At 59.2% G+C, this 23531-nt stretch carries 26 protein-coding genes and 1 tRNA gene; 12 read left to right on the top strand and 15 right to left on the bottom strand.

Going from position 1 to position 23531, the window contains the following annotated elements:
• The first annotated feature begins 14 nt into the window (after positions 1-14).
• Together CU048_06615 and CU048_06610 are read left to right on the top strand one after the other, a co-directional pair.
• Positions 15-1253 (top strand): argininosuccinate synthase, encoded by a 1239-nt coding sequence (locus CU048_06615; GenBank protein QBR71006.1) that lies wholly within the window; start codon positions 15-17, stop codon positions 1251-1253.
• A 226-nt stretch (positions 1254-1479) separates the two neighbouring features.
• Positions 1480-2025, top strand: coding sequence for a hypothetical protein (locus tag CU048_06610; protein ID QBR72718.1), 546 nt, complete (start codon positions 1480-1482; stop codon positions 2023-2025).
• On the opposite strand, the gene CU048_06605 is transcribed toward CU048_06610, so the two are convergent.
• Genes CU048_06605 through serB form a run of 4 tightly spaced genes read right to left on the bottom strand, consistent with a single transcriptional unit; the run spans position 2022 to position 5573 of the window.
• Positions 2022-3071, bottom strand: coding sequence for an urea amidolyase (locus CU048_06605; GenBank protein QBR71005.1), 1050 nt, complete (start codon positions 3069-3071; stop codon positions 2022-2024). The genes CU048_06610 and CU048_06605 overlap by 4 nt on opposite strands.
• A 1-nt stretch (position 3072) precedes the next feature.
• On the bottom strand, positions 3073-3810 hold the full coding sequence (locus CU048_06600) for an allophanate hydrolase (GenBank protein ID QBR71004.1): 738 nt from the start codon (positions 3808-3810) through the stop codon (positions 3073-3075).
• Positions 3807-4589, bottom strand: a complete 783-nt coding sequence (locus CU048_06595; protein QBR71003.1) for a hypothetical protein — start codon at positions 4587-4589, stop codon at positions 3807-3809. Before CU048_06595 ends, CU048_06600 begins: the two co-directional genes overlap by 4 nt.
• Before the next feature lie 57 nt (positions 4590-4646).
• Positions 4647-5573: a phosphoserine phosphatase SerB gene (gene serB, locus CU048_06590; protein QBR71002.1), complete on the bottom strand. Its 927-nt coding sequence runs from the start codon at positions 5571-5573 to the stop codon at positions 4647-4649.
• Positions 5574-5798: 225 nt separating this feature from the next.
• On the opposite strand from serB, the gene CU048_06585 reads away from it, so the two are divergent.
• On the top strand, positions 5799-6989 hold the full coding sequence (locus CU048_06585) for a glycosyl transferase (GenBank protein ID QBR71001.1): 1191 nt from the start codon (positions 5799-5801) through the stop codon (positions 6987-6989).
• Positions 6986-7564, top strand: a complete 579-nt coding sequence (locus tag CU048_06580; GenBank protein QBR71000.1) for a putative colanic acid biosynthesis acetyltransferase — start codon at positions 6986-6988, stop codon at positions 7562-7564. Before CU048_06585 ends, CU048_06580 begins: the two co-directional genes overlap by 4 nt.
• Before the next feature lie 4 nt (positions 7565-7568).
• Here CU048_06580 and CU048_06575 read toward each other — a convergent pair whose 3' ends face one another.
• A complete protein-coding gene (locus CU048_06575; protein ID QBR70999.1) occupies positions 7569-8288 on the bottom strand; it encodes a hypothetical protein in 720 nt (239 codons plus the stop codon).
• 271 nt (positions 8289-8559) lie between these two features.
• Here CU048_06575 and CU048_06570 point away from each other — a divergent pair, with 271 nt between their 5' ends.
• Positions 8560-9522 (top strand): aldo/keto reductase, encoded by a 963-nt coding sequence (locus tag CU048_06570; protein QBR70998.1) that lies wholly within the window; start codon positions 8560-8562, stop codon positions 9520-9522.
• Between the two features lie 27 nt (positions 9523-9549).
• On the opposite strand, the gene CU048_06565 is transcribed toward CU048_06570, so the two are convergent.
• Positions 9550-10464 carry a glycosyltransferase family 2 protein gene (locus CU048_06565; protein QBR70997.1) on the bottom strand — a complete coding sequence of 305 codons (915 nt, stop codon included), beginning with the start codon at positions 10462-10464 and terminating at the stop codon, positions 9550-9552.
• A 290-nt stretch (positions 10465-10754) separates the two neighbouring features.
• On the opposite strand from CU048_06565, the gene CU048_06560 reads away from it, so the two are divergent.
• The 3 genes from CU048_06560 (at position 10755) to CU048_06550 (ending at position 14270) form a co-directional block, all read left to right on the top strand.
• Positions 10755-12137: an FAD-dependent oxidoreductase gene (locus tag CU048_06560; GenBank protein QBR72717.1), complete on the top strand. Its 1383-nt coding sequence runs from the start codon at positions 10755-10757 to the stop codon at positions 12135-12137.
• Between the two features lie 220 nt (positions 12138-12357).
• Positions 12358-12696, top strand: coding sequence for a hypothetical protein (locus CU048_06555; GenBank protein QBR70996.1), 339 nt, complete (start codon positions 12358-12360; stop codon positions 12694-12696).
• Between the two features lie 236 nt (positions 12697-12932).
• Complete coding sequence (locus CU048_06550; protein QBR70995.1) at positions 12933-14270, top strand: sorbosone dehydrogenase; 1338 nt, start codon at positions 12933-12935, stop codon at positions 14268-14270.
• Positions 14271-14469: 199 nt separating this feature from the next.
• Here the strand turns inward: CU048_06550 and CU048_06545 are convergent, their stop codons facing one another.
• Positions 14470-14766: a hypothetical protein gene (locus CU048_06545; protein ID QBR72716.1), complete on the bottom strand. Its 297-nt coding sequence runs from the start codon at positions 14764-14766 to the stop codon at positions 14470-14472.
• A 344-nt stretch (positions 14767-15110) separates the two neighbouring features.
• Between CU048_06545 and CU048_06540 the strand changes: the two genes are divergently transcribed.
• The 3 genes from CU048_06540 (at position 15111) to CU048_06530 (ending at position 16377) form a co-directional block, all read left to right on the top strand.
• The gene (locus CU048_06540) at positions 15111-15518 is read left to right on the top strand and encodes a photosystem reaction center subunit H (GenBank protein QBR70994.1); all 408 of its coding nucleotides are present in this window, start codon (positions 15111-15113) and stop codon (positions 15516-15518) included.
• Positions 15519-15724: 206 nt separating this feature from the next.
• Complete coding sequence (locus tag CU048_06535) at positions 15725-16012, top strand: hypothetical protein (protein ID QBR70993.1); 288 nt, start codon at positions 15725-15727, stop codon at positions 16010-16012.
• A gap of 74 nt (positions 16013-16086) precedes the next feature.
• Positions 16087-16377 carry a hypothetical protein gene (locus CU048_06530; GenBank protein ID QBR70992.1) on the top strand — a complete coding sequence of 97 codons (291 nt, stop codon included), beginning with the start codon at positions 16087-16089 and terminating at the stop codon, positions 16375-16377.
• A 13-nt stretch (positions 16378-16390) separates the two neighbouring features.
• Here CU048_06530 and CU048_06525 read toward each other — a convergent pair whose 3' ends face one another.
• The 4 genes from CU048_06525 to CU048_06510 all read right to left on the bottom strand — a co-directional run bounded on the left by CU048_06525 (position 16391) and on the right by CU048_06510 (position 18689).
• Positions 16391-16609 carry a hypothetical protein gene (locus CU048_06525; GenBank protein ID QBR72715.1) on the bottom strand — a complete coding sequence of 73 codons (219 nt, stop codon included), beginning with the start codon at positions 16607-16609 and terminating at the stop codon, positions 16391-16393.
• Entirely contained in the window at positions 16531-16995 is a 465-nt protein-coding gene (locus CU048_06520; protein ID QBR70991.1) for a hypothetical protein, read from the bottom strand. The genes CU048_06525 and CU048_06520 overlap by 79 nt, the downstream gene beginning before the upstream one ends.
• A 142-nt stretch (positions 16996-17137) precedes the next feature.
• On the bottom strand, positions 17138-18277 hold the full coding sequence (locus tag CU048_06515; GenBank protein QBR70990.1) for a hypothetical protein: 1140 nt from the start codon (positions 18275-18277) through the stop codon (positions 17138-17140).
• Complete coding sequence (locus CU048_06510; protein ID QBR70989.1) at positions 18255-18689, bottom strand: hypothetical protein; 435 nt, start codon at positions 18687-18689, stop codon at positions 18255-18257. The genes CU048_06515 and CU048_06510 overlap by 23 nt, the downstream gene beginning before the upstream one ends.
• 222 nt (positions 18690-18911) lie before the next feature.
• Between CU048_06510 and CU048_06505 the strand changes: the two genes are divergently transcribed.
• A complete protein-coding gene (locus CU048_06505; GenBank protein QBR70988.1) occupies positions 18912-19136 on the top strand; it encodes a hypothetical protein in 225 nt (74 codons plus the stop codon).
• Positions 19137-19434: 298 nt separating this feature from the next.
• On the opposite strand, the gene CU048_06500 is transcribed toward CU048_06505, so the two are convergent.
• The 4 genes from CU048_06500 to CU048_06485 form a co-directional block, all read right to left on the bottom strand.
• Positions 19435-19510: transfer RNA gene (locus CU048_06500), tRNA-Lys, on the bottom strand.
• A 135-nt stretch (positions 19511-19645) separates the two neighbouring features.
• The gene (locus CU048_06495; protein ID QBR70987.1) at positions 19646-21229 is read right to left on the bottom strand and encodes a 2-isopropylmalate synthase; all 1584 of its coding nucleotides are present in this window, start codon (positions 21227-21229) and stop codon (positions 19646-19648) included.
• Between the two features lie 293 nt (positions 21230-21522).
• Entirely contained in the window at positions 21523-22554 is a 1032-nt protein-coding gene (locus CU048_06490; GenBank protein ID QBR70986.1) for a bifunctional riboflavin kinase/FAD synthetase, read from the bottom strand.
• A 59-nt stretch (positions 22555-22613) separates the two neighbouring features.
• On the bottom strand, positions 22614-23498 hold the full coding sequence (locus tag CU048_06485; GenBank protein ID QBR70985.1) for a TIGR01459 family HAD-type hydrolase: 885 nt from the start codon (positions 23496-23498) through the stop codon (positions 22614-22616).
• Between the last annotated feature and the right edge of the window lie 33 nt (positions 23499-23531).

The raw sequence follows: 23531 nt of genomic DNA, 5'->3' as shown, positions 1-23531 counted from the left end.
TCCGCGAGTTCTTCATGGCAGCTGAAACGAAAGACGTGAAACGGGTTGTGCTTGCCTATTCGGGCGGCCTGGACACGTCGATTATCCTCAAATGGCTGCAAACGACCTATGGCTGCGAGGTCGTGACCTTTACGGCCGACCTCGGCCAAGGGGAGGAATTGGAACCGGCGCGGGAAAAGGCGCTGCTTCTCGGCATCAAGCCGGAGCATATTTTCATTGAGGATTTGCGCGAGGAATTTGTCCGCGACTATGTGTTTCCGATGTTTCGCGCGAATGCGCAGTACGAAGGGCTATATCTTCTCGGCACGTCGATCGCACGACCCTTGATCGCCAAAAAGCAGGTCGAGATTGCGCGCAAGACCGGTGCCGATGCGGTGGCCCATGGCGCCACCGGAAAAGGCAACGACCAGGTCCGTTTCGAGCTTTCCTATTATGCGCTCGAACCCGACATCAAGGTCATCGCGCCGTGGCGGGAGTGGGACTTGACCTCGCGCACGGCACTGATCGCGTTTGCCGAGCAAAATCAGATTCCGATCGCCAAGGACAAGCGGGGGGACGCGCCTTTTTCGGTCGACGCCAATCTTCTGCATGTATCTTCGGAAGGCAAGGTGCTGGAAGACCCCGCGCAGGAAGTGCCGGATTATGTCTATTCACGTACCGTCAATCCCGAAGATGCGCCGAACCAGCCGGCCTATGTCGAGATCGATTTCGAGCGGGGCGACGCAGTTGCCGTCGACGGCAAGCCGATGTCTCCCGCGACTTTGCTCGCGCATCTGAATGGGCTCGGACGCACGCATGGAATTGGTCGGCTCGATCTGGTCGAGAACCGCTTCGTCGGCATGAAATCGCGCGGCATGTATGAAACGCCGGGCGGTACGATCCTTTATTTCGCGCATCGCGGCATTGAGCAGATTACGCTTGATCGCGGCGCCGCGCATTTGAAGGATGAACTGATGCCGAAATATGCGGAGCTTATTTACAACGGCTTCTGGTTCTCGCCCGAACGGGAAATGTTGCAGGCTCTCATCGACCGGAGCCAGGAATTCGTGACCGGCCGCGTGCGCTTGAAGCTTTATAAGGGCTCGGCCTCTGTGGTCGGGCGCTCGAGCCCTTATTCGCTCTATGATCAGGATCTCGTGACCTTCGAGGAAGGCGCCATCGCCTACGATCATCGTGACGCGGCCGGGTTCATCAAGCTCAATGCGTTGCGCCTGCGAACATTGGCCAAACGCGCCCGGAGGGTGTTGGGCTGACATTAGAGCGCTTCCCGATCAGATGGAATCATCTGATCGAAAAGGAATCGCTCAAGTACAACGAGTGGAGCATGTTCTGATCGAAAAAGTCGGTCAACTTTTTCGGAATATGCTCTAGCGACGTGATTGAAGTCACATCTTATTTGCTCGAACGCGATTGATTTCCTTCCGGATCGACCAAGGTGAAGACTGTAGGTTGAGCCAGAAACATTCCAAGGAGAAGCAAATGCGCCGGTTGATTAACATTGCGACCGCGTTCGCGTCTATTGTTGCCAGTGCGGGGCTAGGCGGAAGCGCGCAGGCCGGATTTCTACCAAATGCTGGCGTAGCTGTCGCGGCGGAGCACGCCGTGCCGGTGGAACAGGTTCAGTTTTATTGGGGTGGCAATAATTATTGCTGGTATGGCAACGGCTGGCACGGACCTGGCTGGTACTGGTGCGGCTATCCCTGGCGGCGCGGCTATGGCTGGGGAGGCGGCTACGGCTGGCATGGCTGGCGCGGCCCCGGCTGGCACGGCGGTGGGGGTGGTTGGCACGGCGGTGGCGGCGGCTGGCATGGCGGTGGCGGCGGTTGGCACGGCGGTGGCGGCGGCTGGCATGGCGGTGGTGGCGGTTGGCACGGCGGTGGCGGCGGCTGGCACGGCGGTGGCGGCGGCTGGCACGGCGGTGGCGGCGGCGGGCACGGCGGTGGTGGCGGCGGGCATGGCGGCGGTGGCGGCGGGCACGGCGGCGGTGGCGGTGGGCATGGTGGCGGTGGGCACGGTGGTCACTAATCCCTGTTTTGGGGGATCTGATCGTTGGCATTGACAAAACCATCGATCAGATTGGTCCCGAGCAGCTCCGATGACGAGAGGTCCCGGCGCAGTGGGCGAAGGCGAGATGGCGTTTCCGCGATTTCGTCTTCGAGCGCAAAAAGCGCCGCTCGCGCCTCTTCGATGCTGACTTTGCTAAATTGGCAGGTCTCGCCCGGAAACATCTGGGCGAGGCGGCCAATATCCGCTCGGATCACATGGCCGAGCTTTGGATAGCCTCCGGTCGGCTGGCGATCTGCCATCAGGACCAGAGGTTTCTTGTCCCCGGCGATTTGAATGGCGCCAAGCGCAATGCCATCCGATACGATGTCATAGCCCCGCGCGTGTACGATCTCCGGTCCGTCGAAACGATAGGCCATGCGGTCCGCGGTCGGGGTGAGCGTAAACCGCGCGCGGAAGAAACGGTCCAAACTCTCCTCGGCAAAATAATCGTCTTGCGGCCCCAGCACGACTCGGATGGCTTGTTTGTCGCGCAATAACCAAGGCGCGTCGATTGTAGCCTCGAAGCTGTCAGCGGTTTGCGCCTCCGAACGGCCCCTGGCGGGAAGGACGTCGCTCGGCATCAGCATCCGCCCTTCGATACCCCCGATCGCCGATCGCATATGCGTCGCCCGGCTTCCCATCACAACCGGCGTATCGAATCCGTTTTCGACTGCAAGATAAGCGAATGTGCCATCCTTGCCGGCGCGCGCCGATAGGGTCTCGCCGGGTTGCAAGCGCAGGCGTGTCGGCTTGGGTAAAGTCCGGCCGTCGCGGCGCCACTCGAAAGCCGCGCCAGCAAAAGCAACCGCAAGCGGCGTGCCTTCGCACATGACTTCAATGCCGCCGGCCGGAATTTCAACGGCGGCTGCGCGATCATCATTGCCGAGGGCTAAGTTGGCAGTCCGAAACGCGGTCCAATCCATCGGGCCGGCCGGGGTCACGCCAAAGCGAAGATATCCATGACGTCCGCCGTCTTGAACCGTAGCGCCCGGACCGGCGCGCAGCACGCGCAGGCAAGCTTGCATGTCAGGGCTCGCTCAAGGGAATCTGCTGCGCGACAGGATCCCCACTGGCGGCGGCGCTGCCGAGAGCCTCGAAAGCTAAAGGATCGATCCGTTCAAAGCGCACCTCGTCGCCGATGCCAATGAGAAAAACCGGGTCGCGGCTTTGGTCGAACACCTTGAGCGGCGTGCGGCCTACGCCGTACCAGCCGGTTGGCATCGCGCAACCGGTAATGAGCGCCTGGCCCGCGGCGATGAGCAGAGAACCCGGTGGCGCCGGATCGCGCGGGCTCGGGCGGCGTGGAATCAAGAGCTCTTTTGGAAGGCCGCCGAGAAATGTAAATCCCGGCGCGAAACCATACATGTACACCCGGTAGCGCGCACCCAGATGCAAATCGATGATTTGTTGCTGCGGCAGGCCGAGCCGCGCGGCCACCTCGCCCAAATCCTCGCCGTACGGCGGATCATAGCAGGCCGGGATACGCCAGCATTTTGCTGGCCTCCGGATCGGGGTGGCAAGGGTGTCGAGACGAACAAGATTGTGGACCAATGTTTCGGTGGTCAAGCGGCGCGGATCGAAATGAATCATGAGCGAGCGATAGGTGGGCACGGTCTCGATTACGCCATCCCATTTGGCTTGGCCGACGGCCGCGTCAAGCGCCAGAACAAGGTCATGAATCGCTTGATCGATGCTGTCGCCGAATTCGACGACAAGCGCCGATTCGCCGGCCGGCAAATAGCGTGGCGCGGAATAAGCGGTCATGCTGGGGCCGGTGCCGGAACATGTGTGAAAGGGGCGAGTGCGATCCCGGCTCCCTCGAGCCGCGAGCGTACGGCCCTGGCCATCGCCACGGCGTTTGGACTGTCGCCATGCACGCAGATGGAATCGATGCCGACGGCCAAACGTTTGCCGGTGACGGTGATGATCGCCGCTTCCAAAACCATGGCGAGGACACGCTCGGCAACCTCGGCGGCTTCATGCAGCACGGCGCCGGGGTGAGACCTGTCCACCAGCAGGCCAGAGTCCGCATAGGCGCGATCAGCATAGATTTCACGGAAGACCGCAAGCCCCTGGGCGCCCCCCGCCGTTTCCAATTTTGTCCCGGCCGGGGCGAGCAAGCCAAGGCGAGGGTCAACCATTTTCACGGCGTGGGCAATCGCTTGCGCGACCACCGCGTCCTCGGTTGCGATATTGCTCAAGGCGCCATGAACTTTCACAAAACCGAGTTCATGGCCCACAAACGCAGCAAGCCCCGAGGCGGCGCCGATCTGATAAGCGACGAGCCGCTCGATTTCGGCGGCGCTGAAAGGCAATCTCCGCCGGCCAAAGCCCCAAAGATCCGGGAAGCCCGGATGCGCACCGATCGCAACTCCCTTGGCCTTTGCGATCCTGAACACCTCCGTCATGATTTCCGGATCGCCGGCGTGAAAACCGCACGCGATGTTAGCGCTCGTGACGATATCCAGCATGGCAAGGTCGTCACCGATGCGATAGGCACCGAAGCCCTCACCGCAATCGCAATTCAAATCGACGCTGTGCATCTGCTGTTTCACCGGTTGGTCTCAATTGAACGAGCGATCCAAGTTTCCGGCCCAAAATCATGCTTCGCCCGTCGACAATTTCCGCGCAACGGCGAACTCCTCGCCGCGGTAGCCTTGGGCATAAAGCAGGGCGGTGAGGTCGCCGTGATCGATCCGGGCGTGCGCGGCAGCGGCGACTTTGGGTTTGGCGTGAAAGGCAACGCCGAGGCCGGCGGCTTCGAGCATCGCAAGATCGTTGGCGCCATCGCCAACGGCAAGAGTCTCTTCGCTGGAAAGGCCACACTTTTCGCGCAACTGCAGCAGGGCCGCGAGTTTGGCTTGCTTGCCGAGCACAGGTTCGGCAACAAGCCCACTGAGGCGGCCCTCGGCGTCGAGAAGAAGCTGGTTGGCTCGATGCTCATCAAAGCCGATCTTTTCCGCGATAATCGACGTGAAGACGGAAAAGCCACCGGAAACGAGGACGGTCCGTGCTCCATGTGCCCGCATGGTCCTTACCAGAGTCGGTCCGCCCGACGTCAAGCTGATCTTGTCGGCGACCACGCGCAAGATGGTATCACCAGAAAGCCCCTTGAGAAGGGCAACGCGTTCGCGCAAAGCCGGCTCGAACTCGATCTCGCCGCGCATGGTGCGTTCGGTTATCGCGGCGACATGGGTTTTCTTGCCGACCTCGGCGGCGAGTTCATCGATGCATTCCTGGCCGATCATGGTCGAATCCATGTCGGCCAGCAAAAGCTTTTTACGCCGGTCCCGCGCGTCTTGCACGATGACGTCGATCGACTGGCTTTCGAGAGCGCTCCGCACCGAATCGGCGATGGCTCGCGTGTCCGTCGGCGGCACCGGCTCAAAGGCGATGTCGGCTGCGATTGCTGGGTCGAGCCAATGCGGCGGCTCCGGTTTTCTCAAGGCACCCATGGCCCGCCGCAGCAGCTGATCCGTCAGGATGGGCGAGGCTGGGCTGCAAATGAGCGTTGCCACATGGGTCATTGGGCGTGGGCCTGTTTGAGACGCGTGTTCAAAATCTTACCGGTCCCGAGGTGTTGGCGGGAGGCTTGGACCCGATGATTTCGCAAAGCGGGTCCGGGGCGTTCCTCAAAATGACACGGAACCGCGTATGGATCACGCGAGAAGCGTGGTTTTGTGTGGCAAGCTTATGCTAACATTCAAGGATACCGATTTTGGCCCTTTCTCCGTGACAGGTCATGAACCGCGATGAATGTTTTGCGCGTGATAGCCTCGATGAACCCCGAATCCGGGGGCCCCGTCGAAGGCATAATGAATTCCATCGCGGTTTTGAAGGCGCAGGGCTGCAACCAGGAGATCGTGACGCTCGATTCGCCCTATGAACCCTGGGTTAAGACGGCCGAGTTGCCGCTCCATGCGATGGGGATCAGAAATCCCCGCTATCGGGCGTGGAAAAGCAGACTCCCTTGGTTGCGCTATGGCTATACCCCTCATTTCGTGCCCTGGCTCAAGGAAAACGCTAAGTTCTACGATGCTGTCATCGTCCATGGCCTATGGAATTACACCGCACTGGGTGCATGGCGCGCGCTGGCCAAGAGCGAAACGCCTTATTTTGTTTATACGCATGGCATGCTCGATCCCTATTTCAACCGGGCGCATCCGCTGAAGGCAGCGGTCAAGCAGGTCTTCTGGTGGTTCAGCGAAGGCCGCTTGGTCGCAAATGCCCGCACTGTGTTTTTTACGACCGAGGAAGAACGCCAGCTTGCGCGACATTCTTTTTGGCCGTTTCGATGCCGGGAACGCGTCATCTCTTATGGCACCCGCGACATAGAGGGGGATGCCGAGGCGCAGATCGCAGCGTTTCGCAGCGCGGTTCCCCAATTGGCCGGTCGCCGTTTCGTTTTGTTTCTGAGCCGGATTCATCCCAAGAAGGGTTGCGATCTCTTGATCCAGGCGTTTGCGAAGGTCGCAGGCCAAGCGCCAATGCTGGATCTGGTGATGGCGGGGCCCGATGCCAGCGGCTGGACAAAGGACCTGAAGACCATGGCGGCGGAGCTTGGCGTGCAGGACCGGATTCATTGGCCCGGCATGTTGAAAGGCGATTTAAAATGGGGTGCCTTTCGTGCCTCGGAGGCTTTCATCCTGCCTTCACATCAGGAAAATTTCGGCATTGTCATAGCCGAGGCGATGGCCTGCGGGAAGCCGGTGCTGACGACCCGGAAGGTCAATACTTGGCGCGAAGTCCAAGATAGCGGGGCTGGCCTGATCGACAATGACGATCTCGCGGGCATCACCCGCCTGCTGGAACAATTCCTCGCCCTCCCGGAGGACGCAAAGCAGAGCATGGGTCAGCGGGCCCGCCAAGGATTTGTCGAGAAATTCGATATCGGAACCATGGCGCCGCAGCTGATCCAGGCTTTTGCCGGCAAAGGGGCATAGGCGTGCTCGATGCAAAGGTGACACGGCCCGTCGAGGGCGGCGCGACCTATCCTTGGCGCAATCGCGTCTTCCGTGCCTGCTGGAATTTGACCTGGGCCGTTTTCGCGTCCTGGACTCCGCCGCCGTTGCGCGGTTGGCGGCGATGGTTGCTGCGACTTTTCGGGGCGAAGGTCGCGCCGACCGCCAATATCTATGGCAGCGCCAGGATTTGGTATCCGCCCAACCTGGAACTTGGGGCTTATGCCTCCATTTCCCCGAATGTGACGGTCTATTCGGTCGCCAAAATTACGCTTGGCGATTACGCGGTCGTCTCGCAGGGCACCCAGCTTTGTACCGCCGGGCACGACATTGAGGACCCACATTTCCAGACCATCGCTCGGCCGATCGCGATTGGGCGGCGGGCCTGGGTCGCTGCCGAAGCTTTTGTCGGCCCAGGGGTCACAATCGGCGAGGGCGCCGTGCTTGGGGCGAGGGGGTGCACATTCGCCAATCTTGAGCCCTGGACAGTGTATGTCGGCAATCCCGCGCGTGCCCTCAAACCGCGCAGAATTCGGTTTCCGGAAAGCGACTCCTGAACCGCTAGGCGAGCTTGGCGACAACCGCAAGCTCATCCGCAACGCTGTTGTTCCGCAGCAGGCGCATCACGAGATGGGCGATGCGGTTTCCCCAGACATTGGCGCGGCGCTTGTTCGGGTCGACAATCAAAAAAGCCAGCTTTTCGATGATCACGAAATCGAACCGGCCGAGCAGCTGATGTAGGTTCATTTGTGAATAGAAAGAGACGTGATCGGGGTGATTTCTTTCCTCATGGAAGAGCGCCACGCCGAGGAATTTCTTAAACGAAAATGCATTCGGAACCGTGATGATCAACTCCCCGTCCGGTTCAAGCACTTTTCTGGCGGACTCCAAGAATAATCCTGGATTATTGAGGTGTTCCATAACATCGGCAGCCAAAATCACGTCAAATTTTTGGTTGGGGAACACTTCATCGAGAACCTCGATGCTACCGTGGACGATATCGTCAATGCCAAATCTTGTTCGCAGGCGATTGATACCCTCGATATCGATGTCTACTCCGGTCACCTGACACCCAGCCTGACGAAGTTTCTGGTGCAGCAGCTGATCCGATTCGGCACGGCTTTCCGTAAGCATATTGTCCGTCGGACCGGCATGGAGGATTTTTTTGCCTTTGACTCTTTCAAGGATCCAGTCGTCGCGATTGATCAGTTCAATAGGAGCGAGTTTAAGCGGTGCCTTTAGTGTAGCTTGAGTCATTAAGGTGGCTCTCCGTAACGGCATTGTTCATCCTGCGGCGCCCCGATCGGATGATTGAATTCGAATGTTAGTTTATGCTTGGCCTCGGCGCCAGCGAATGTATGCCCAGCTCAAGCATCCCAACTAAATTCCATGTACATGGGATCGCGAGTTTATATATTTACGTTGACAGACGTGTTCACTTCATCAGGCGAAGCAAACACGATGTTCCGGGCCGAAGCGCCGGCGAAACTGTCTCCGACGGGCAAGCCGCCGTCTCCAAGCGCCGTTTCGGCATAAAAAGGGGAGAGCCCGCATGAGAACGGTCCATGTTTCGAGTCTTGGCCGGAGTGCCTCGGCTTTGGGTTTTGGCTGTGCTCCGCTCGGATCGAGAGTGTCCGAGAGCCAGGGCCTTCGGGCGCTTGCGTGTGCATTTGAGCGCGGCGTGACCTGGTACGATGTGGCGCCTCCTTACGGCGACGGGGAAGCGGAGGCCATATTGGGAAGGTTTTTGGTCGGCCGTCGGGACCGGGTTGAGATTTGTACGACATTTGGGGTTCCTCGGCCCTCCGTGACGCCGATGACGCGCTTCCTCCGGCCGGTGGTCCGCGCCATGGCCAAGGTGGTGCCCCGCTTACGCGGCGGCAAAAAGGCGATTGCGCCCAGGCACAACGATCGGTTGCAGGCGGGCCAGATTGAAAATTCGGTCGTCGAAAGCTTGCGCCGCCTCAGGACGGACTATGTGGACGTGCTGGCCTTGCATGACCCCAGCCCTCAAGATTGCACCAATGAGTCGATCTTGAATGAATTGCAGCGGATGATCAGCAAAGGCTATGTTCGCACCGTCTCGATTGCCGGATCCCCTGAGGCCATCATCGGGGGGGTCCGCAAGTCGGAGCTTTATCGAATCGCGCAGCTGCCGGAAAACCCCTTTGCACAGGCGCTTGAACGCGTAAAGGATGCGCTTGCCGGAGACGCGTCGCTGTTTTTCGTCAGCCACAGCGTGTTCGGGCTTGGCGCGCTCGATCGGCTGTCGCATCTTCTCATCGGCGACGGCGGGCGGCTCGGTGCGCTGGCGTCTCAGCTCGGATACGGCCCGCCCTTCATGGCGAGCGAAATGCTGCTGGACTATGCCTTCGCGACCAATCCGGAGGGCGTCGTTCTCGCTTCGATGTATACCCAAGCCCATATCGATATGAATTGCACCAGGGCAGCGCGTCCGCCGCGAAGCGACATCGGTCCGTTCGTTCAAAAATTTATCGTTGCGCCGCAAGCGTGAAGGGCCCCTGCGACGGATTGTCCGCATTCAAAGTCGGAGCTGGTAGCCGGTCAATCGGGAAAGCTCCGCGGCCTTTTTCTCGGGTTCTGGAAATTTGGCGAGCGCGCGCCGATATTCGAACACTTTGGCCCCGACCAGGAAGCGATACCAATAGCCCTGCAGGAAATGATAGATAAGCCCTTCCACCCCATCGAGGAAACCGCCGCGTAAAACATAGCGGTAGAGGAAATACGCCGTAGTCCCAAACCAAAACGGGACTTTGTCAAAGACTTCGGTCTTCAACAGCCGTTTGATCTTGGCTTGCGACGTTCCGGAGTCGACAAGCGCGCGATCGGACTCGAATAGGCCATGGGCTTTGTTCAAGACATCGATCGCTTCCCGGGTCGCGTAATGGTTGTGCTTGGTGATCCAGAACGTCAAATCGTTCATATTGTAATCGGCGAAGCCGCCTTCGAAGTTCACGGTGCGCCCGCCCTGAACGATCATATGTTCATCCATCCAGCGATTCTCGATACGGCCGGAACCGCGCCGCCATATCCGCAATAGGAACATCGGATAGCGGCCGCCATGCTTGATCCAGCGGTCGAGGAAGATTGTCTTGCGGTTTAAATTGATCCCGGCGACATCTGCGGGAAGGGCCGGCAGTTTTGCGGCAATTTCGGCGGCGAGGTCGGATTCGATGATTTCATCGGCATCCAGTCGCATGATCCAATCCGAAGTGATGGGCGCCTGATCGAGCGCCCATTGGAACTGGTTCGCGTAGTTTACGAATTTGTTTTGAAGGACGACGGCGCCTTTCGCCTTAGCCAATTCGACGGTCGAATCGGTGGAAAAGGAATCCACGACGATAATTTCCTGCGCGACTCTAGCGACGGAGGCGATTGCACGTTCGATGTGCTTTTGCTCATTGAAAGTCAGAATAATGACGGCAAGACTGGCCATGACGTGACACCTGCGAGTTAGGCGGCAACGCCGCGTCCCGGCGCGTGTCAGTCCCGCCGAGCGAACATCGGTGGCCCCTTATTTTCCGCATGTTTCGCAATTGTCAATCGCGGCCAAATGCGGCCTAAATGCGCGATGCATCAAATTGCGGCGATGCCGAGGATCGGCCACTTCGATTTAGCCTATCAGATTTTGTGATTTGCGCCGCTCATTTCCGGCTTCGTCTTGCGGGAAATGTCGAACCGGGCCAATCTTTGTGCAACTTTCCCCTAAGCAGACTGGAATGCCCGATGTCAGAGCCTGCCGCGACGGTCGAAGACCGCAAGCCAAGCCCAAATTCTGGCCGACCGCTTACGACCGAGGGGACGCCTCCAGAGATCGTTATCATCGGAGGAGGCGCAGCTGGCCTGGAACTTGCCACCGGTCTTGGCAACACGCTCGGAAAGCGTAAGCACGCGCGGATCACGCTCGTCGATAAGGCACGCGCCCATCTTTGGAAGCCGCTTCTCCATTCCGTGGCGGCCGGAAGCCTCGATTTTGACGAGCACGCGCTGGATTATCTGGCGCAAGCGCATTGGCATCATTTCGGCTATCGGTTCGGAGAGGTGGACGGGCTCAATCGCGCGCGGAAACAGATTCATCTGGCGGCGACCTATGATCAAGAGGGCGTCGAGATCACCCCGCCGCGATCGCTCCGCTACGACACGCTGGTCATTGCCATCGGCAGCATCACCAATGATTTTGGCACGCCCGGCGTGAGCCAATATGCTATTCCGCTTGAGACACCCGAGCAGGCGGTGCGCTTCAATCATCGGCTCGTCAATGCCTGCATTCGCGCCGACGCACAGCCTGAACCGGTGCGGCCGGGGCAGCTGCATGTCGTCATCGTCGGCGCCGGCGCGACCGGCACCGAATTGGCGGCGGAGCTTCATCGCACCACCCGCGAGGTTGTCGCCTTCGGCCTCGATCGCATCGATCCGGAAAGAGACATTCATATCACTCTGATTGAGGCCGCCGACAGGATCTTGCCCGCATTGCCGGCGCGAATATCGGATGCGACAACCAAATTGTTGAAGTCTCTCCGCGTCGACGTCAGGACAAACGCGAGAGTGACGGAAGTTCGCGCCGACGGGGTGCAGCTTGCCGACGGCGGTTTCATCCCTTCCGAACTGGTGGTCTGGTCCGCCGGGGTCAAAGGTCCCGACGTCCTAAGGAAATTGGATGGTCTCGAAACCAATCGGATCGGCCAACTCGTCGTCACGCCCACCCTGCAGACAACATGCGACCCCAATATTTTTGCGATCGGCGATTGTGCGGCGTGCCCGCAACCGGGCGGCGCCGGTGACGTTCCTCCGCGAGCTCAAGCTGCCCATCAGGAAGCATCGCATCTCATCAAACAGCTTCCCCGGCATCTGAAGGGAGAGTCGTTGAAGCCCTATGTCTACCACGACTTTGGTTCGCTCGTTTCGCTCGGTCGATTCAGTACAGTCGGGAGTCTGATGGGGTTTCTGGTCGGCAAGAATTTCTTCATCGAAGGCTACTTCGCGCATTTGATGTATCGTTCGCTCTATACGATGCATGAGGCGGCCCTGCACGGATTGGCCAAGGTTGTCCTGGGTACGATTGCCAGGACCTTTGGCCGGCGCAACGCGCCCGTGGTGAAGCTTCATTAAGCTACACGGCAGGTCACTTTTGGGCTACGCAAGGTCCAATCTCTACATACCCCTATCCCCTCCCTCTCCGCAAAGATTTGGATTGCCGCCCCGTTGGAATACGGCGGCTCGCATCCGTGGTGGAACTTCTTGATGGCCCACCTGTTTCGCTGTCCGGTCGAGGACTCGCATTCGAGAAATCGGACTCGGCGCCGGTCAAGGCCGTATCGGAGCAGCAAAAATGGCATGCCGCAAACAGAGAGCCGTCGCTGTCGTGCTCGCAGTCTCCCTCTTCGTTGCGCCCGCCTTGTCCGCGACCGAAAATCACGTCGCGGAAGCGGTCGAACATATCAAGGAAGCCATTAATCTGGGGCAGCAGGGACAATCCACCAGCTTTGCGGATCAAGCGCAATTGGCCTTGGACCATGCCAAGGCCGCGGAGCAAGAAAAGCCAAACACGCATACCGAAAGCGCGATCGCGAAATTGACCGGCGCGGTCGATTACATCAAGGCCGGCCATGAAGATGCTGCTCTCACATCCGCGGAATCGGCGCTGACCTATTTGGCTCAGGTGAAATAGTCGAAAGTTCAGTGAAGATCGCGCAAGAGACCAATGATCCCCTCTAGCGACCATCCCGCGCGGCGCCCCCGGTCACCTGGATGCTTAATGTTTGGCTGCGCAGTTCGTTTCCGGTTGGTCGGCGGGAGACGCGGAATTCTGCTTGGCATCCGCTTTCGTTTGCGCGAGCTGAGGGAACCAACCGGCATGCGCGTTGTTCCTTGCGCAGCCCATCGAAAGCTTTGCGGAGATGTCTTATGAAGGCGCCGATGAAAGTCTGTTTGGCAGGCTTGATAACGATCTTTGTTGCTGCCTGGAGCGACACGGCCAGCGTGCCCGAAGAATCCACATTCGGTCCGAATCCGATTTTGCCGCCGCCGAACGAAAGCCTAATCCCGACTGTCAATATTGCCCCCGCAAAGGGATGGCCTGAGGGGGCAAAGCCTGTCCCCGGTTCCGAGCTCTCGGTCAATGCCTATGCCAAGGGACTGGATCATCCGCGCTGGCTTTATGTGCTTCCCAATGGCGATGTCCTCGTTGCCGAAACGGACGGTCCGCCGCGGCCGGAAGACAATCGCGGCCTTAAGGGTCGGATCTCCCAGCTGGTGCAGGGCTGGGCTGGGGCTGGCGTGCCCAGTCCTAACCGGATCACTCTGCTCCGCGACGCCGATGGGGATGGTGTGGCGGAGACCCGATCGACCTTTCTCAGCGGCCTGAATTCGCCGTTCGGCATGGTCCTGATCGGCCAAGACCTCTATGTTGCCAATACCGATGCGGTGATGCGCTATAGCTATGCAGACGGCGCGACGCAGATTCACGAGTCGGGTGTCAAGATTTACGATTTACCGGCCGGTCCGCTCAATCATCACTGGACAAAAAATCTCATTGCCAGCCCCGATGGATCGCATCTTTATGCATCCGTCGGTTCGAACAGCAATGCGGCCGAGAATGGCATCGACAAGGAAGCTGGCCGCGCGAGCATTCTGGAAATCGACGTCGGCACCGGCCAATCGCGGATTTTCGCCTCCGGCCTGCGCAATCCCGTGGGAATGGCCTGGGAGCCCGAAACCAAAACATTGTGGACCGTCGTGAACGAGCGCGACGAACTCGGCAGCGATCTTGTGCCCGACTATTTGACGTCGGTGAAGGAGGGCGGTTTTTACGGCTGGCCCTTCAGCTATTATGGCCGGCATTTGGACGACCGGGTAACGCCCCAACGGCCCGATCTCGTCGCAAAGGCCATCGTCCCTGATTACGCTCTCGGGAATCACACCGCTTCGCTCGGACTTGCATTTTCAAACGATAGTTTTCTCCCCGAACGCTACAAAAGCGGCGCCTTCATCGGGCAGCACGGTTCATGGAATCGCAAGCCGCTCAGCGGTTACAAGGTGATCTTTGTCCCCTTCACCGATGGGCATCCGAATGGAATGCCGGTGGACGTACTGACCGGCTTTTTGAGCGCCGACGCCAAGGCCCTTGGCCGCCCCGTCGGGCTCGCTTTCGACCGAGCCGGGGCGCTGCTGGTCGCCGACGACGTAGGCAACACTGTCTGGCGCATCACGCCCGCGCAGTCGCGAGCCGCGATGGGACATTGACGACCAAAAGGGTCGGGTCTTCGCCAGTTTCGAACAGGCATCGATGGCCGCCGCGAGGCGACGCTCGGTGTCGGGGCATGTTCCCGCGAGCCTACCCGCGGCAAAGGTTCCCATGTGCCCTGAATGTTCGGGCAAAATGTTTGATCGGGCTGTGCGATTCAACGTGGAATCTTGGTTTCTTCAACACGAAGGTGAAAGTCTATTTCTGCTTTTTTTTAAATATTTGGCGGAGCTCGCTCTTGGCGGCTTCGAGTTCGCGTTTTCGCTCGGAGCTCAAGTTTTTGCCGGCCCGATTGATGTAAAACGTCAGCATCGACATGGCTGACCGGAACGGGGAGGATTTGCGTCTGTCGCTTCGCTCCGCCGACCGCTCGAGGGAGTGCGCGATCTCGGCCGGACTCCCGCTTTTGAACACGTCCTTTTCAAGATCGAGAGCATCGCTGTTTTCGGTGACGTCAGCTGACCATTTTCGGCTCTTCTGCTTGCGCGTTGTCATCTCTGTGCGTCCGATCTCATGGTGGGACGGAACAACCGGATCGATCCCGCTAATGTTCCACGCCAACGCCATGTCGCGGCTCGGAGCCATCTTCGCAAACGAAGAAATTAATCGCAACTCTGCTGCGCTCGAAGGTGGTGCGTAGATTCGAAAGCGGCTGCTTGCCGTAGGAACCCTTCATAGGGCGGCGCGTTCTTGGCGCAAGACAATGCCTCCTTCGCGTTCCGCTTGAGTTGTTCGGAAATTTGCGGGGCCGTCGCATCTATCCCCTGGAGATTCTGCGAAGTCTTGCGCCGTGGTCACGCGAGGGCGCTGGCGTATCCCAATCATGACAGGAGTAAAAAATGGGCACTGCGAATCCGGAATTCAACTTGATCTCAAGTGAAGATGTTGAGGGCACCGCGGTTTTTGATCCAAGCGGAAATGAGATCGGCAACGTCGATCACCTCATGATCGACAAGCTTTCAGGACAGGTTCGTTATGCCATCATGAGCTTTGGTGGCTTTTTGGGCCTCGGCCACAGCCATTACCCGTTGCCATGGAGCTCGCTCACTTACGACAAGCAACGCGACGGATATATGACGAACGTGACGGAGCAGCAACTTAAGGACGCGCCAGAATTCAGTGATGATAGCTGGACCAATCGCGCCTGGGAATCGCAGGTGCATCGGCATTACAACGCGCAGCCTTATTGGGACGAATCCGGCACGCGTCTCTCGGAAGGCAGCTCGACCACCCCTCGTTCGCTGTAACCGCGAATTATCGAGCGCCGTCACTCGCGACGCTCCTTAACGGAAATTAAGAATTGCCTCGGATCGGGTTTGCCGCTCCGGGGCTTTTTGCGGCCGGAATATTTCGTGATCAGAAAAACGTGAGCCCTTACCAATTCTGCAACCTATTCCGAAATACATTGATTATCAGAGCGAGGCGTTAACCAAACAGGAGCGGTTCGATGTCAATGGGCGACACTTACGAGACAGGACCTGCTCCTGGGCGCGCCTTGACCGACGCGAGGGTCTGGAAAGCGCCGTTCCACGGTCTGGAATCGGCCCCAGACGAGCGCAAAATCAGTCGCCTCCGAATCGATCGTTTTGTGGCCGGAAAATTGAAGGAGGCGTCCATGTCGGAAAACTGGGCGGTTGTCTCCTTCTGGGTAAAATTGTGGACGTTCAGCTGGCTGTTGGCCGTCCAACTTCTCGGCGTTATGGTGAGCCGGCTGGTCAAACGCCTTAATCCAATTAGATAAGGCAAAGATATAGCTGGCGCTCTTAAGCCGAAGCCGAGATTTTAACGGAGGCCTCCATTAAACGCGTCGCAATCATGACATTCGCGGGGTTGGCTTTGGTTTTCCTGACCTCCGCAGCCAAGGCCAGACGCGGCAGCCCATTTTATCCAGATAATCATTCGGGTTGCGAAGAAGACAGGCTGGTCCGTGTTTCGCCTCGCGGCGGCACACTGGTCACGCAGTCCGGTCACGTGTTCAGGGTCGACAGCCCCGATACCATCGACACCCAGTTTTGGATGTTCGGCGATCTGGTGTTCTTTTGTACCGGCGAGATGATCAATAAGGACCGGCAGGGCGAGAAAGCCGCCGTCATTATGATGCGTTGACGTCTTCTTCTTTCTATCCGCCGTCGCAGACCCAGCGACGGACGGTGCAATTGGTTCCGCCAAACGATGCGCAGCTATTGATTGCAACTCCGGTAGCGGCTGGGCGATTGCGCGCTGTCGCCCAGCCGCGCGCTCCGCACGTGCCGGATACCGCTAAAGCCGCACAATTGCCGACGACGGTCGAGACAACGTGGCAGCTGGTATCGCCCTTCGAAGCACGCCTCGTGAGCAGCCTTCACGTCGCAGCGTTGCTGCTCGGCGGCGTGCGCCGTCTTTTTTAAACGTGATGCGCCACCGGAGGAAAAAGCGCCACAGCGTCCCGATGCCGGCGCTGACGCCGCGCGCCTGCAGCTTTTCCTGAACTTCGGCGAGCGTGATGTCCGGCGCCTCGGCGACCGCGCCAAGGAGGAAGTCCGCCTCGGCTTCGATGCGGCCCGACTTGCGGTCGCCGCCCTGCCTCTTTGGCGCGACGTCGCCCTGCTCCTTCAGCCGCTCAAACCAGCGGATCGCGCTGGACGCGCTCACCCCAAACCGTTCCGCCGCCTGCCGGCGCGAAAGACCACGTTCAATGGCGTCCGCCACGCGACGGCGAAGATCAACGGAAAGAGCCTTGGCCATGCATGCCGGCCTCCTTCGCCAGCATGCATCTTGAATCAGAAACCCGCTGGTTTGGGAATCCCAGACGATTCATTCAGATGGGAAAATGCTCTAGGCAAAAAAGATGACCTACGTTCCCAACCTGAAGCGCTCTCCATCCGGCTCAGGATTCGACCGGCGAACAGCTTTCTCCGGGGGTTGCGCTCTCGGGGGAGGCATCCGTGTGTTCTAAGGCTGCCGCAGGGGCGGCCCAATCGTTGGCAACCCAGTCGAGCGCGCCTCTCATCATAAGCAAACCTTCACGACGTTCAGCCGCGTGCTTGACCAGTACTTTCCTTACTTCAGGATTCGTGAACAACTCATTGCAGAGATGGCAACGGCCCACATAACGGTGTGCGAGATTGATTGCGGGCTTCTTGGATCGCACAAAGTCCAAAATGGAGGACGGGCCTTCCAGAGCAAGCCAGTTTGCAATTAGATCCTGATTTCCCCTGGTTAGTACAGTCTGGAGAGTGTCCTCGGGAAGAGAGCCTATGGTTAGTTCGGGTATCCAGTTCAGGGCAATACCGCAGCATAGTTGCACAGACAAATCCGGAAACACGATGATGCTCCGGAGCACCGACTGGCATGGCCCGGCCCATTCGCGTTCGTCGGCGTATTCGCAGGCATTTGCCCCATCCGCGTCAGCATGTGGGCTAAGCGGAATGTTGCGGGAGGTGCAGATTACGTTGTTATCCGAGTTGACCTTTCCAGCGCGCCAGATTTGCAGGTCGACACCGAGGTAGTTTGAAAGATATTCGACGGTGATTGTTCCACCTGGCTTCCTTCGGTGCACGAGCAACGCAGGAAGTCCGATTTCGATGGCGGCCTCATTAGCGTTCTTTACATTGTCCAGGGCGACGAAGGCTTGATGGTAGTCGTCGCAGCTAATGTTCAGCTCGGTAAGCCCTGCATCCTTGAGATCGCCGAGTATCTTAAGCGCTTTTCCCTTAGAGTCCGCCCAGAAACCATTCGTGACTATTCGAGTGGAGACGCCCTTCGTAGAGATGTGCGAAACAGCTTTTCGTAAATCGTCCCCCAAGAGGAATGCCTCGCCCCCTGTAAAGACGACGAGCTTCAGGCTCCCCCAGGCATGAACCTCGTCAACGATGCCAGTCATATCCTTCAGTCGGAGCCGGGCTGATGGGCGCGTGCTGGGAACGATGGGGCAATCTTGGCAACGCGCGTTGCACTTATTGGTGGTGCTGAATACTAACTCCCCGAGTCCTCTCATTGTGGCGTCAGCGCTCCCCTTGAGCCTCAATATGGGCGTGCATCAAGGCGCTGATCGTCGCCAAATCGGCGGGGTTTATGAGAGGCGCTAATATTTCCGACACCCGTCCAAAGCCATGAGAGGAAAAATCAGTCTTAATGCCGCCCTCGGTATGGCTCTTGTTCTCAGCCGATTGTCCGTCTGCGCTGTGATCGAAGTTGGTATAGGCGTAGCTTTCAGAAGTTGACCGCTGCTCTTGGTAGGCATTGGGTTGGGCGACCGCAAAAACCTCTTCGAAACGGAAGTCCCTTGCCAACTTTCCGGCTACGACCATGTTCCGAAGCCGTCCGAGCACGTCGCGTAGCCGATCTGTGTCTCGTCTGGTTAGTAGGTTTGTGTCTATCGGCACACCCGCAGCTTGCAAAGCCGCGGGGGCGGCGTTGGGCTCATGGACAATCTCCATCTGAATGTTGAAATTATCGCACAAAGCTTGTACGCCGCATTGATCTCAATCAATTCCCTAGAGCTGTCGGCCGCCATGCCTGGAAGCGGTATGCCGCTCGGTCCTGCCTTGTGGCCAGCGCCAACGCTCCGAGCGCGCATCAGCCGTTGTTGCTACAGCTTGCAACTGCTCCCGTTGTCGCTGCGCCCTGTCCTCGATTGCCGTTTATAAGGGCGGGGCCGTGTGACCGCCATTTCCTTTGCGTTCGCTTTGTTCTGGTTCGAGCGCACACTGGGCGCGGGTCTATGCGGCGCACGCGGTGGCCGCGTCCCGGAGGATGATCAAGAGTTGCAGTTAGCCAAAATTCCGGTCTACCCGATCGATGCGGGCTACGCCGGCCCATGCGACCTGCAAGCTAGCACGCTAGCTATTTTCCGATTTCGGGGCCCAATTCAATATTTCCGTTAGGGATAGGCTGATATCGGACTCCTTGATCGATTCAAACGCCTTGCTTCCTCATGGCGGCTCCGGCCCGCATCGCATCGGCAGGCATCGATAGCATCGGCCCGCATCGAGCAGGCAGGGCAGACGCGGCACGGCAACGACCGGCCCCTTGATCTCACTGCCAGGTCGTGCGGGCAACACGGTTTGCCCCGCCCCGAACAGGCCCGCATCCCCGTCAATCGTTACCCTATGGGTTACCCAGCGCCATTTTAGCAGTTTGAAAACCGCGTCCCGAAATCACCATAAGCCATTGATTTTTCGATGGTGGGCGCACACGGGCTCGAACCGTGGACCCGCTGATTAAGAGTCAGCTGCTCTACCAACTGAGCTATACGCCCATCGAAGCGGCTTCGCTTCCAGTGCTGCAAGCCCCGCTGAAAGGAAGGTCATGCGCGCATGTAGCAAACGAGGTCCGCTCTGTCCAGCCTTGAGAGCCGATCCAAAGCGTCCTCGCCCGCAAACCAAGGCGCCTGTCAACCGGTCAGGGCGCCCGGACGCGATTTTCCGCGTTTGACCATCAGCTTGTTCAAGGACGCGATATAGGCCCTGGCCGAGGCCACCAAAGTATCGGGATCGGCACCCTTGGCGGTGACCGATTTGCCATCCTCGGCAAGGCGGACCGACACCTCGGCCTGCGCGTCGGTTCCCTTCGTCACCGCGTGAACCTGATAGAGTTCGAGCACGGCTGTGTGCGGCACCAATGCGACAATTGCATTGAAGATCGCATCCACGGGGCCGTTTCCAGTCGCCTGATGGGTTTTTTGCTCGCCATCGATGTCCAGGGTCAATGCCGCCGACTGCGGTCCCTTGGTGCCGGCGATGACGGTCAGCGCGACGAGCTTGATGCGATCATGCGCATTGACGATTTCATCGTCGACCAGCGCGATCAGATCTTCATCGTACACGATCTTCTTGCGGTCGGCGACGTCCTTGAACCGGGTGAAGGCATCTTCCAGCGCATTGTCGCCGAGCTCATAGCCCAATTCCTTGAGCTTTTCCTTAAACGCGTGGCGACCTGAATGCTTGCCCATGACGAGCGACGTCTTGCTGACGCCGACGCTCTCGGGAACCATGATCTCATAGGTTTGGGCGTTCTTCAGCATCCCATCCTGGTGGATGCCGCTCTCATGCGCGAAGGCGTTCCGGCCGACGATCGCCTTATTGTATTGGACCGGAAACGAGCTGACCGCCGAGACGAGCTTGGAGGCTCTCGTCAGCATCGTCGCATCGATATTGGTGTGGTAGGGCAGGGTGTCGCCTCGTACCTGCAAGGCCATCACCACCTCTTCCATGGCGGCATTGCCGGCCCGCTCGCCGAGCCCGTTGATGGTGCATTCGATCTGTCGGGCGCCGCCTTCCACACCGGCGAGCGTATTGGCGACGGCGAGGCCGAGATCATTATGGCAATGAACCGAAAAGATTGCCTTGTCCGAATTGGGCACGCGTTCCCGCACGGTTTCGAACAGTTTCCTGTATTCGTGCGGCACCGCATAGCCGACCGTATCTGGAATATTGATCGTGGTTGCGCCGGCCTTGATCGCCGCTTCGACGCAGCGGCAGAGAAAATCGATCTCGGAGCGCGTCCCATCCTCGGCCGACCATTCGACATCCGCGACGAGATTGCGGGCCCGTGCAACACTCGCGGTCACCATCTCGAGAACCTGCGCCGGCTCCTTTTGCAGCTTGTATTTCATGTGGAGGGGCGAGGTCGAAATGAACAAATGAATGCGGGGCCGCCGCGCGTCGCGCACCGCTTCAGCACAACGATCGATATCCTTGGCTGCGGCGCGGGCGAGGCCTGCGACGCCCGCGTTCTTCAGCCTTTTCGAGATCGCGGAAACCGCCTCGAAATCGCCTTCCGAGGTGACGGGGAAGCCGGCTTCGATGATATCCACGCCCATAGCGTCGAGGAGATCGGCAACTTCGAGCTTTTCTTCGAAGTTCATCGACGCGCCGGGCGATTGTTCGCCATCGCGCAGCGTGGTGTCGAAGATCACAATGGATTGGGAATTTTGCCGACTCGTGGCGGCTCGGGTGGGTGATGCAATGTCGTTCATGGCTATTGTCCGGTGAGGGATTGTCGTTCGGGCTTGGGCTACCCCTGAGCACCAAGGCTCATGGCCCGGCCGGTCCTCAGGGGCGGATAAGCCGAAGCAATCCAGCAAGCGCCAACGCCGCGCCGCCGCAGGGCGGAGCAATAATTTGCCCGGCACCCATTATTTGCGAATATTTTGGGCTCGCATTCACGTCAGCAACTCACCTCAAATTCCTAATTAATCTAGGTGGAGCTGACTGGGAACACAAGTAAAATCGATGTTTCACCGGCGCCAAAACCGTGAGATCCGCAGGCTCAACCTGCCAAAATTGCCTTTGCCCGCGCTGTATCTTCCTTCATTTGCGCGACCAAGGCGTCGACCGAAGCGAATTTCGCCTCGGCTCTGATCCAGTCGACGAAGCAGACTTCGATGGTCTGGCCATAAAGATCGCCGGCGAAGTCGAAGAGGAAGGCTTCGAGCAAGGCGCGGCCATCATCGAAGGTCGGCCGGCGCCCGTAATTGGCCACTGCGTCGTAGCTTCTTGCGTCGGTCAAGACACGCACGGCGTAAATGCCATGGCGCAGCCGGCAACTCGGATCGGGAAGCACATTGGCCGTCGGAAATCCCAGCGTCCGGCCGAGTTTCTGGCCGTGGATGACCTTGCCGATGATCGAGAACGGGTGGCCGAGCAATCGCGCCGCATGGGCGACATCTCCCGCCTCCAGCGCCGTTCTGGTCGCCGTCGAGGATGCGGCTTCAATATCGCCGGCTATGTCAGCCGTGACCCGCTCGACGATTTCGACCGTAAAGCCAAGCCGTGCGCCGGCTTCCTTCAGAAAAGCCGGCGAGCCCGAACGATTCGCCCCGAAGTGGAAATCATAGCCGGCGACCACCGCGCGGACCCCGAGACGGCGGAGCAGAATTTCAGATATGAAATCCTCGGCCGAGAGTCTCGCCAGCGCTTGATCGAAGGTCACGACGATCATGCCGTCGATGCCAAGCCGCTCGAGCGCTTTCGCCTTTGCATCGAGGGGGGTGAGACGAAAGATGGTGTTGGGGCCGCGAAAAAAATCAGTGGGATGGGGTTCGAATGTGAGCACGGCGCAGGGGCAGCCAAGCTTTTGGGCGAGCGCCTCGGCGCGTTGGATCACCGCTGCATGACCACGGTGAACGCCATCGAAATTGCCGATCGCAATGACCGCGCCGGCCAGGCCGGGCGGCGGCGCGGTCGGGTCGATCGCGACAATGAATTTCTTCTGGGCGGATGGATCGACCAAGGGAACCAGAATTCGTAAGGACGGCCACGCCGGCGCCGATACAGCCCCGAACGCGGCGCGAACCTGCATTGCCCACCGGGCTGCGTCAAGCCGGGGGGATGGTTTTCGTCCCGGTTGGGCCTAAAGCCCTACCAGACCAGTTCGGGAATTGCGGAGGTGGGAGCGAAATCCGCAGCCTCCACGAATTGGCGGAATGCGGCAGCGTCGAGCGCCGCTCCCTGCACGGGTCCATGCAATTCGCTGCGGTGGATGCCGGACGTCACGAAAAGACTGTCGAGACCCTGCTCATAGGCGCCTTTGATATCGGTTCGCATGGCATCGCCGATCACCAGAATCCGGGCGCTGTCGGCGGTCTTGCCTTCTGCCTGACGGGCGAGCGCCAGCGCCTTTGCAAAGATGGGAGCAAACGGCTTGCCGGCCTGGATCACATGCCCGCCCATATCGGCATAGCGCTCCGCGATGGCCCCTGCACAATAAAAAAGCTGGCCCCCGTCCTCGACCACAATGTCGGGATTGGCACAAATGAGATCGAGGCGGCGGCCAAGCATCCGGGCAAGGATGGGATCATAGTCGGCCGGCGCTTCGTGAAACGGATCGATAAGGCCGGTGCAGAGGACGAAGGCGGCTTCCTCGAAAGGAACAAGGCGCGGCGGTTCTCCGTGCCGACTTAGGATCTCGTCAAAAAGAGCGGTTTCTTCAGGCGGGCCGATCCGGAACATTCCCTTGTCGGCGCGCTCGACGAGCAGGGAAACGGTGACGTCGCCGGAGGAGACGATGGCGTCATAGGCTGCGCGCGGCACGCCCAGCCGATCGAGCTGCGCCTGTACGAACCGGCTTGGATTGGGCGAATTGGTGATGAGGACGACCGTCCCGCCCTGCGCCCGGAAACGGCTGAGCGCGTCGGCGGCCTTGCTGAACGCAATAAGTCCATTGTGGACGACGCCCCAGACGTCGCTCAACACGACGTCATAGCCGCTCGCGAGTTCGGCCAACCCCCGCACCAGTCGAGTCACAGCGTCGTCGTCCTTCTGGAGTGCGTCAGTTTA

Source organism: Beijerinckiaceae bacterium (assembly GCA_004564215.1).
In the GTDB taxonomy this organism is placed as follows: domain Bacteria; phylum Pseudomonadota; class Alphaproteobacteria; order Rhizobiales; family Beijerinckiaceae; genus Methylocapsa.
The sequence above is the reverse complement of the archived record's forward strand: the minus strand, read 5'-3'. Positions and strand labels throughout refer to the sequence as shown.

What these genes read in the sequence shown, in the direction of transcription:
- CU048_06600 (QBR71004.1), bottom strand. Translation starts at nt 3,810, where the DNA reads ATGACCGCTTATTCCGCGCCACGCTATTTGCCGGCCGGCGAATCGGCG.
- CU048_06610 (QBR72718.1), top strand. Translation starts at nt 1,480, where the DNA reads ATGCGCCGGTTGATTAACATTGCGACCGCGTTCGCGTCTATTGTTGCC.
- CU048_06490 (QBR70986.1), bottom strand. Translation starts at nt 22,554, where the DNA reads ATGCAGGTTCGCGCCGCGTTCGGGGCTGTATCGGCGCCGGCGTGGCCG.
- CU048_06555 (QBR70996.1), top strand. Translation starts at nt 12,358, where the DNA reads ATGGCATGCCGCAAACAGAGAGCCGTCGCTGTCGTGCTCGCAGTCTCC.
- serB (QBR71002.1), bottom strand. Translation starts at nt 5,573, where the DNA reads ATGACCCATGTGGCAACGCTCATTTGCAGCCCAGCCTCGCCCATCCTG.
- CU048_06595 (QBR71003.1), bottom strand. Translation starts at nt 4,589, where the DNA reads ATGCACAGCGTCGATTTGAATTGCGATTGCGGTGAGGGCTTCGGTGCC.
- CU048_06545 (QBR72716.1), bottom strand. Translation starts at nt 14,766, where the DNA reads ATGACAACGCGCAAGCAGAAGAGCCGAAAATGGTCAGCTGACGTCACC.
- CU048_06575 (QBR70999.1), bottom strand. Translation starts at nt 8,288, where the DNA reads ATGCCGTTACGGAGAGCCACCTTAATGACTCAAGCTACACTAAAGGCA.
- CU048_06585 (QBR71001.1), top strand. Translation starts at nt 5,799, where the DNA reads ATGAATGTTTTGCGCGTGATAGCCTCGATGAACCCCGAATCCGGGGGC.
- CU048_06495 (QBR70987.1), bottom strand. Translation starts at nt 21,229, where the DNA reads ATGAACGACATTGCATCACCCACCCGAGCCGCCACGAGTCGGCAAAAT.
- CU048_06565 (QBR70997.1), bottom strand. Translation starts at nt 10,464, where the DNA reads ATGGCCAGTCTTGCCGTCATTATTCTGACTTTCAATGAGCAAAAGCAC.
- CU048_06570 (QBR70998.1), top strand. Translation starts at nt 8,560, where the DNA reads ATGAGAACGGTCCATGTTTCGAGTCTTGGCCGGAGTGCCTCGGCTTTG.
- CU048_06520 (QBR70991.1), bottom strand. Translation starts at nt 16,995, where the DNA reads ATGGCCAAGGCTCTTTCCGTTGATCTTCGCCGTCGCGTGGCGGACGCC.
- CU048_06510 (QBR70989.1), bottom strand. Translation starts at nt 18,689, where the DNA reads ATGGAGATTGTCCATGAGCCCAACGCCGCCCCCGCGGCTTTGCAAGCT.
- CU048_06560 (QBR72717.1), top strand. Translation starts at nt 10,755, where the DNA reads ATGTCAGAGCCTGCCGCGACGGTCGAAGACCGCAAGCCAAGCCCAAAT.
- CU048_06530 (QBR70992.1), top strand. Translation starts at nt 16,087, where the DNA reads ATGACATTCGCGGGGTTGGCTTTGGTTTTCCTGACCTCCGCAGCCAAG.
- CU048_06550 (QBR70995.1), top strand. Translation starts at nt 12,933, where the DNA reads ATGAAGGCGCCGATGAAAGTCTGTTTGGCAGGCTTGATAACGATCTTT.
- CU048_06605 (QBR71005.1), bottom strand. Translation starts at nt 3,071, where the DNA reads ATGCAAGCTTGCCTGCGCGTGCTGCGCGCCGGTCCGGGCGCTACGGTT.
- CU048_06540 (QBR70994.1), top strand. Translation starts at nt 15,111, where the DNA reads ATGGGCACTGCGAATCCGGAATTCAACTTGATCTCAAGTGAAGATGTT.
- CU048_06535 (QBR70993.1), top strand. Translation starts at nt 15,725, where the DNA reads ATGGGCGACACTTACGAGACAGGACCTGCTCCTGGGCGCGCCTTGACC.
- CU048_06615 (QBR71006.1), top strand. Translation starts at nt 15, where the DNA reads ATGGCAGCTGAAACGAAAGACGTGAAACGGGTTGTGCTTGCCTATTCG.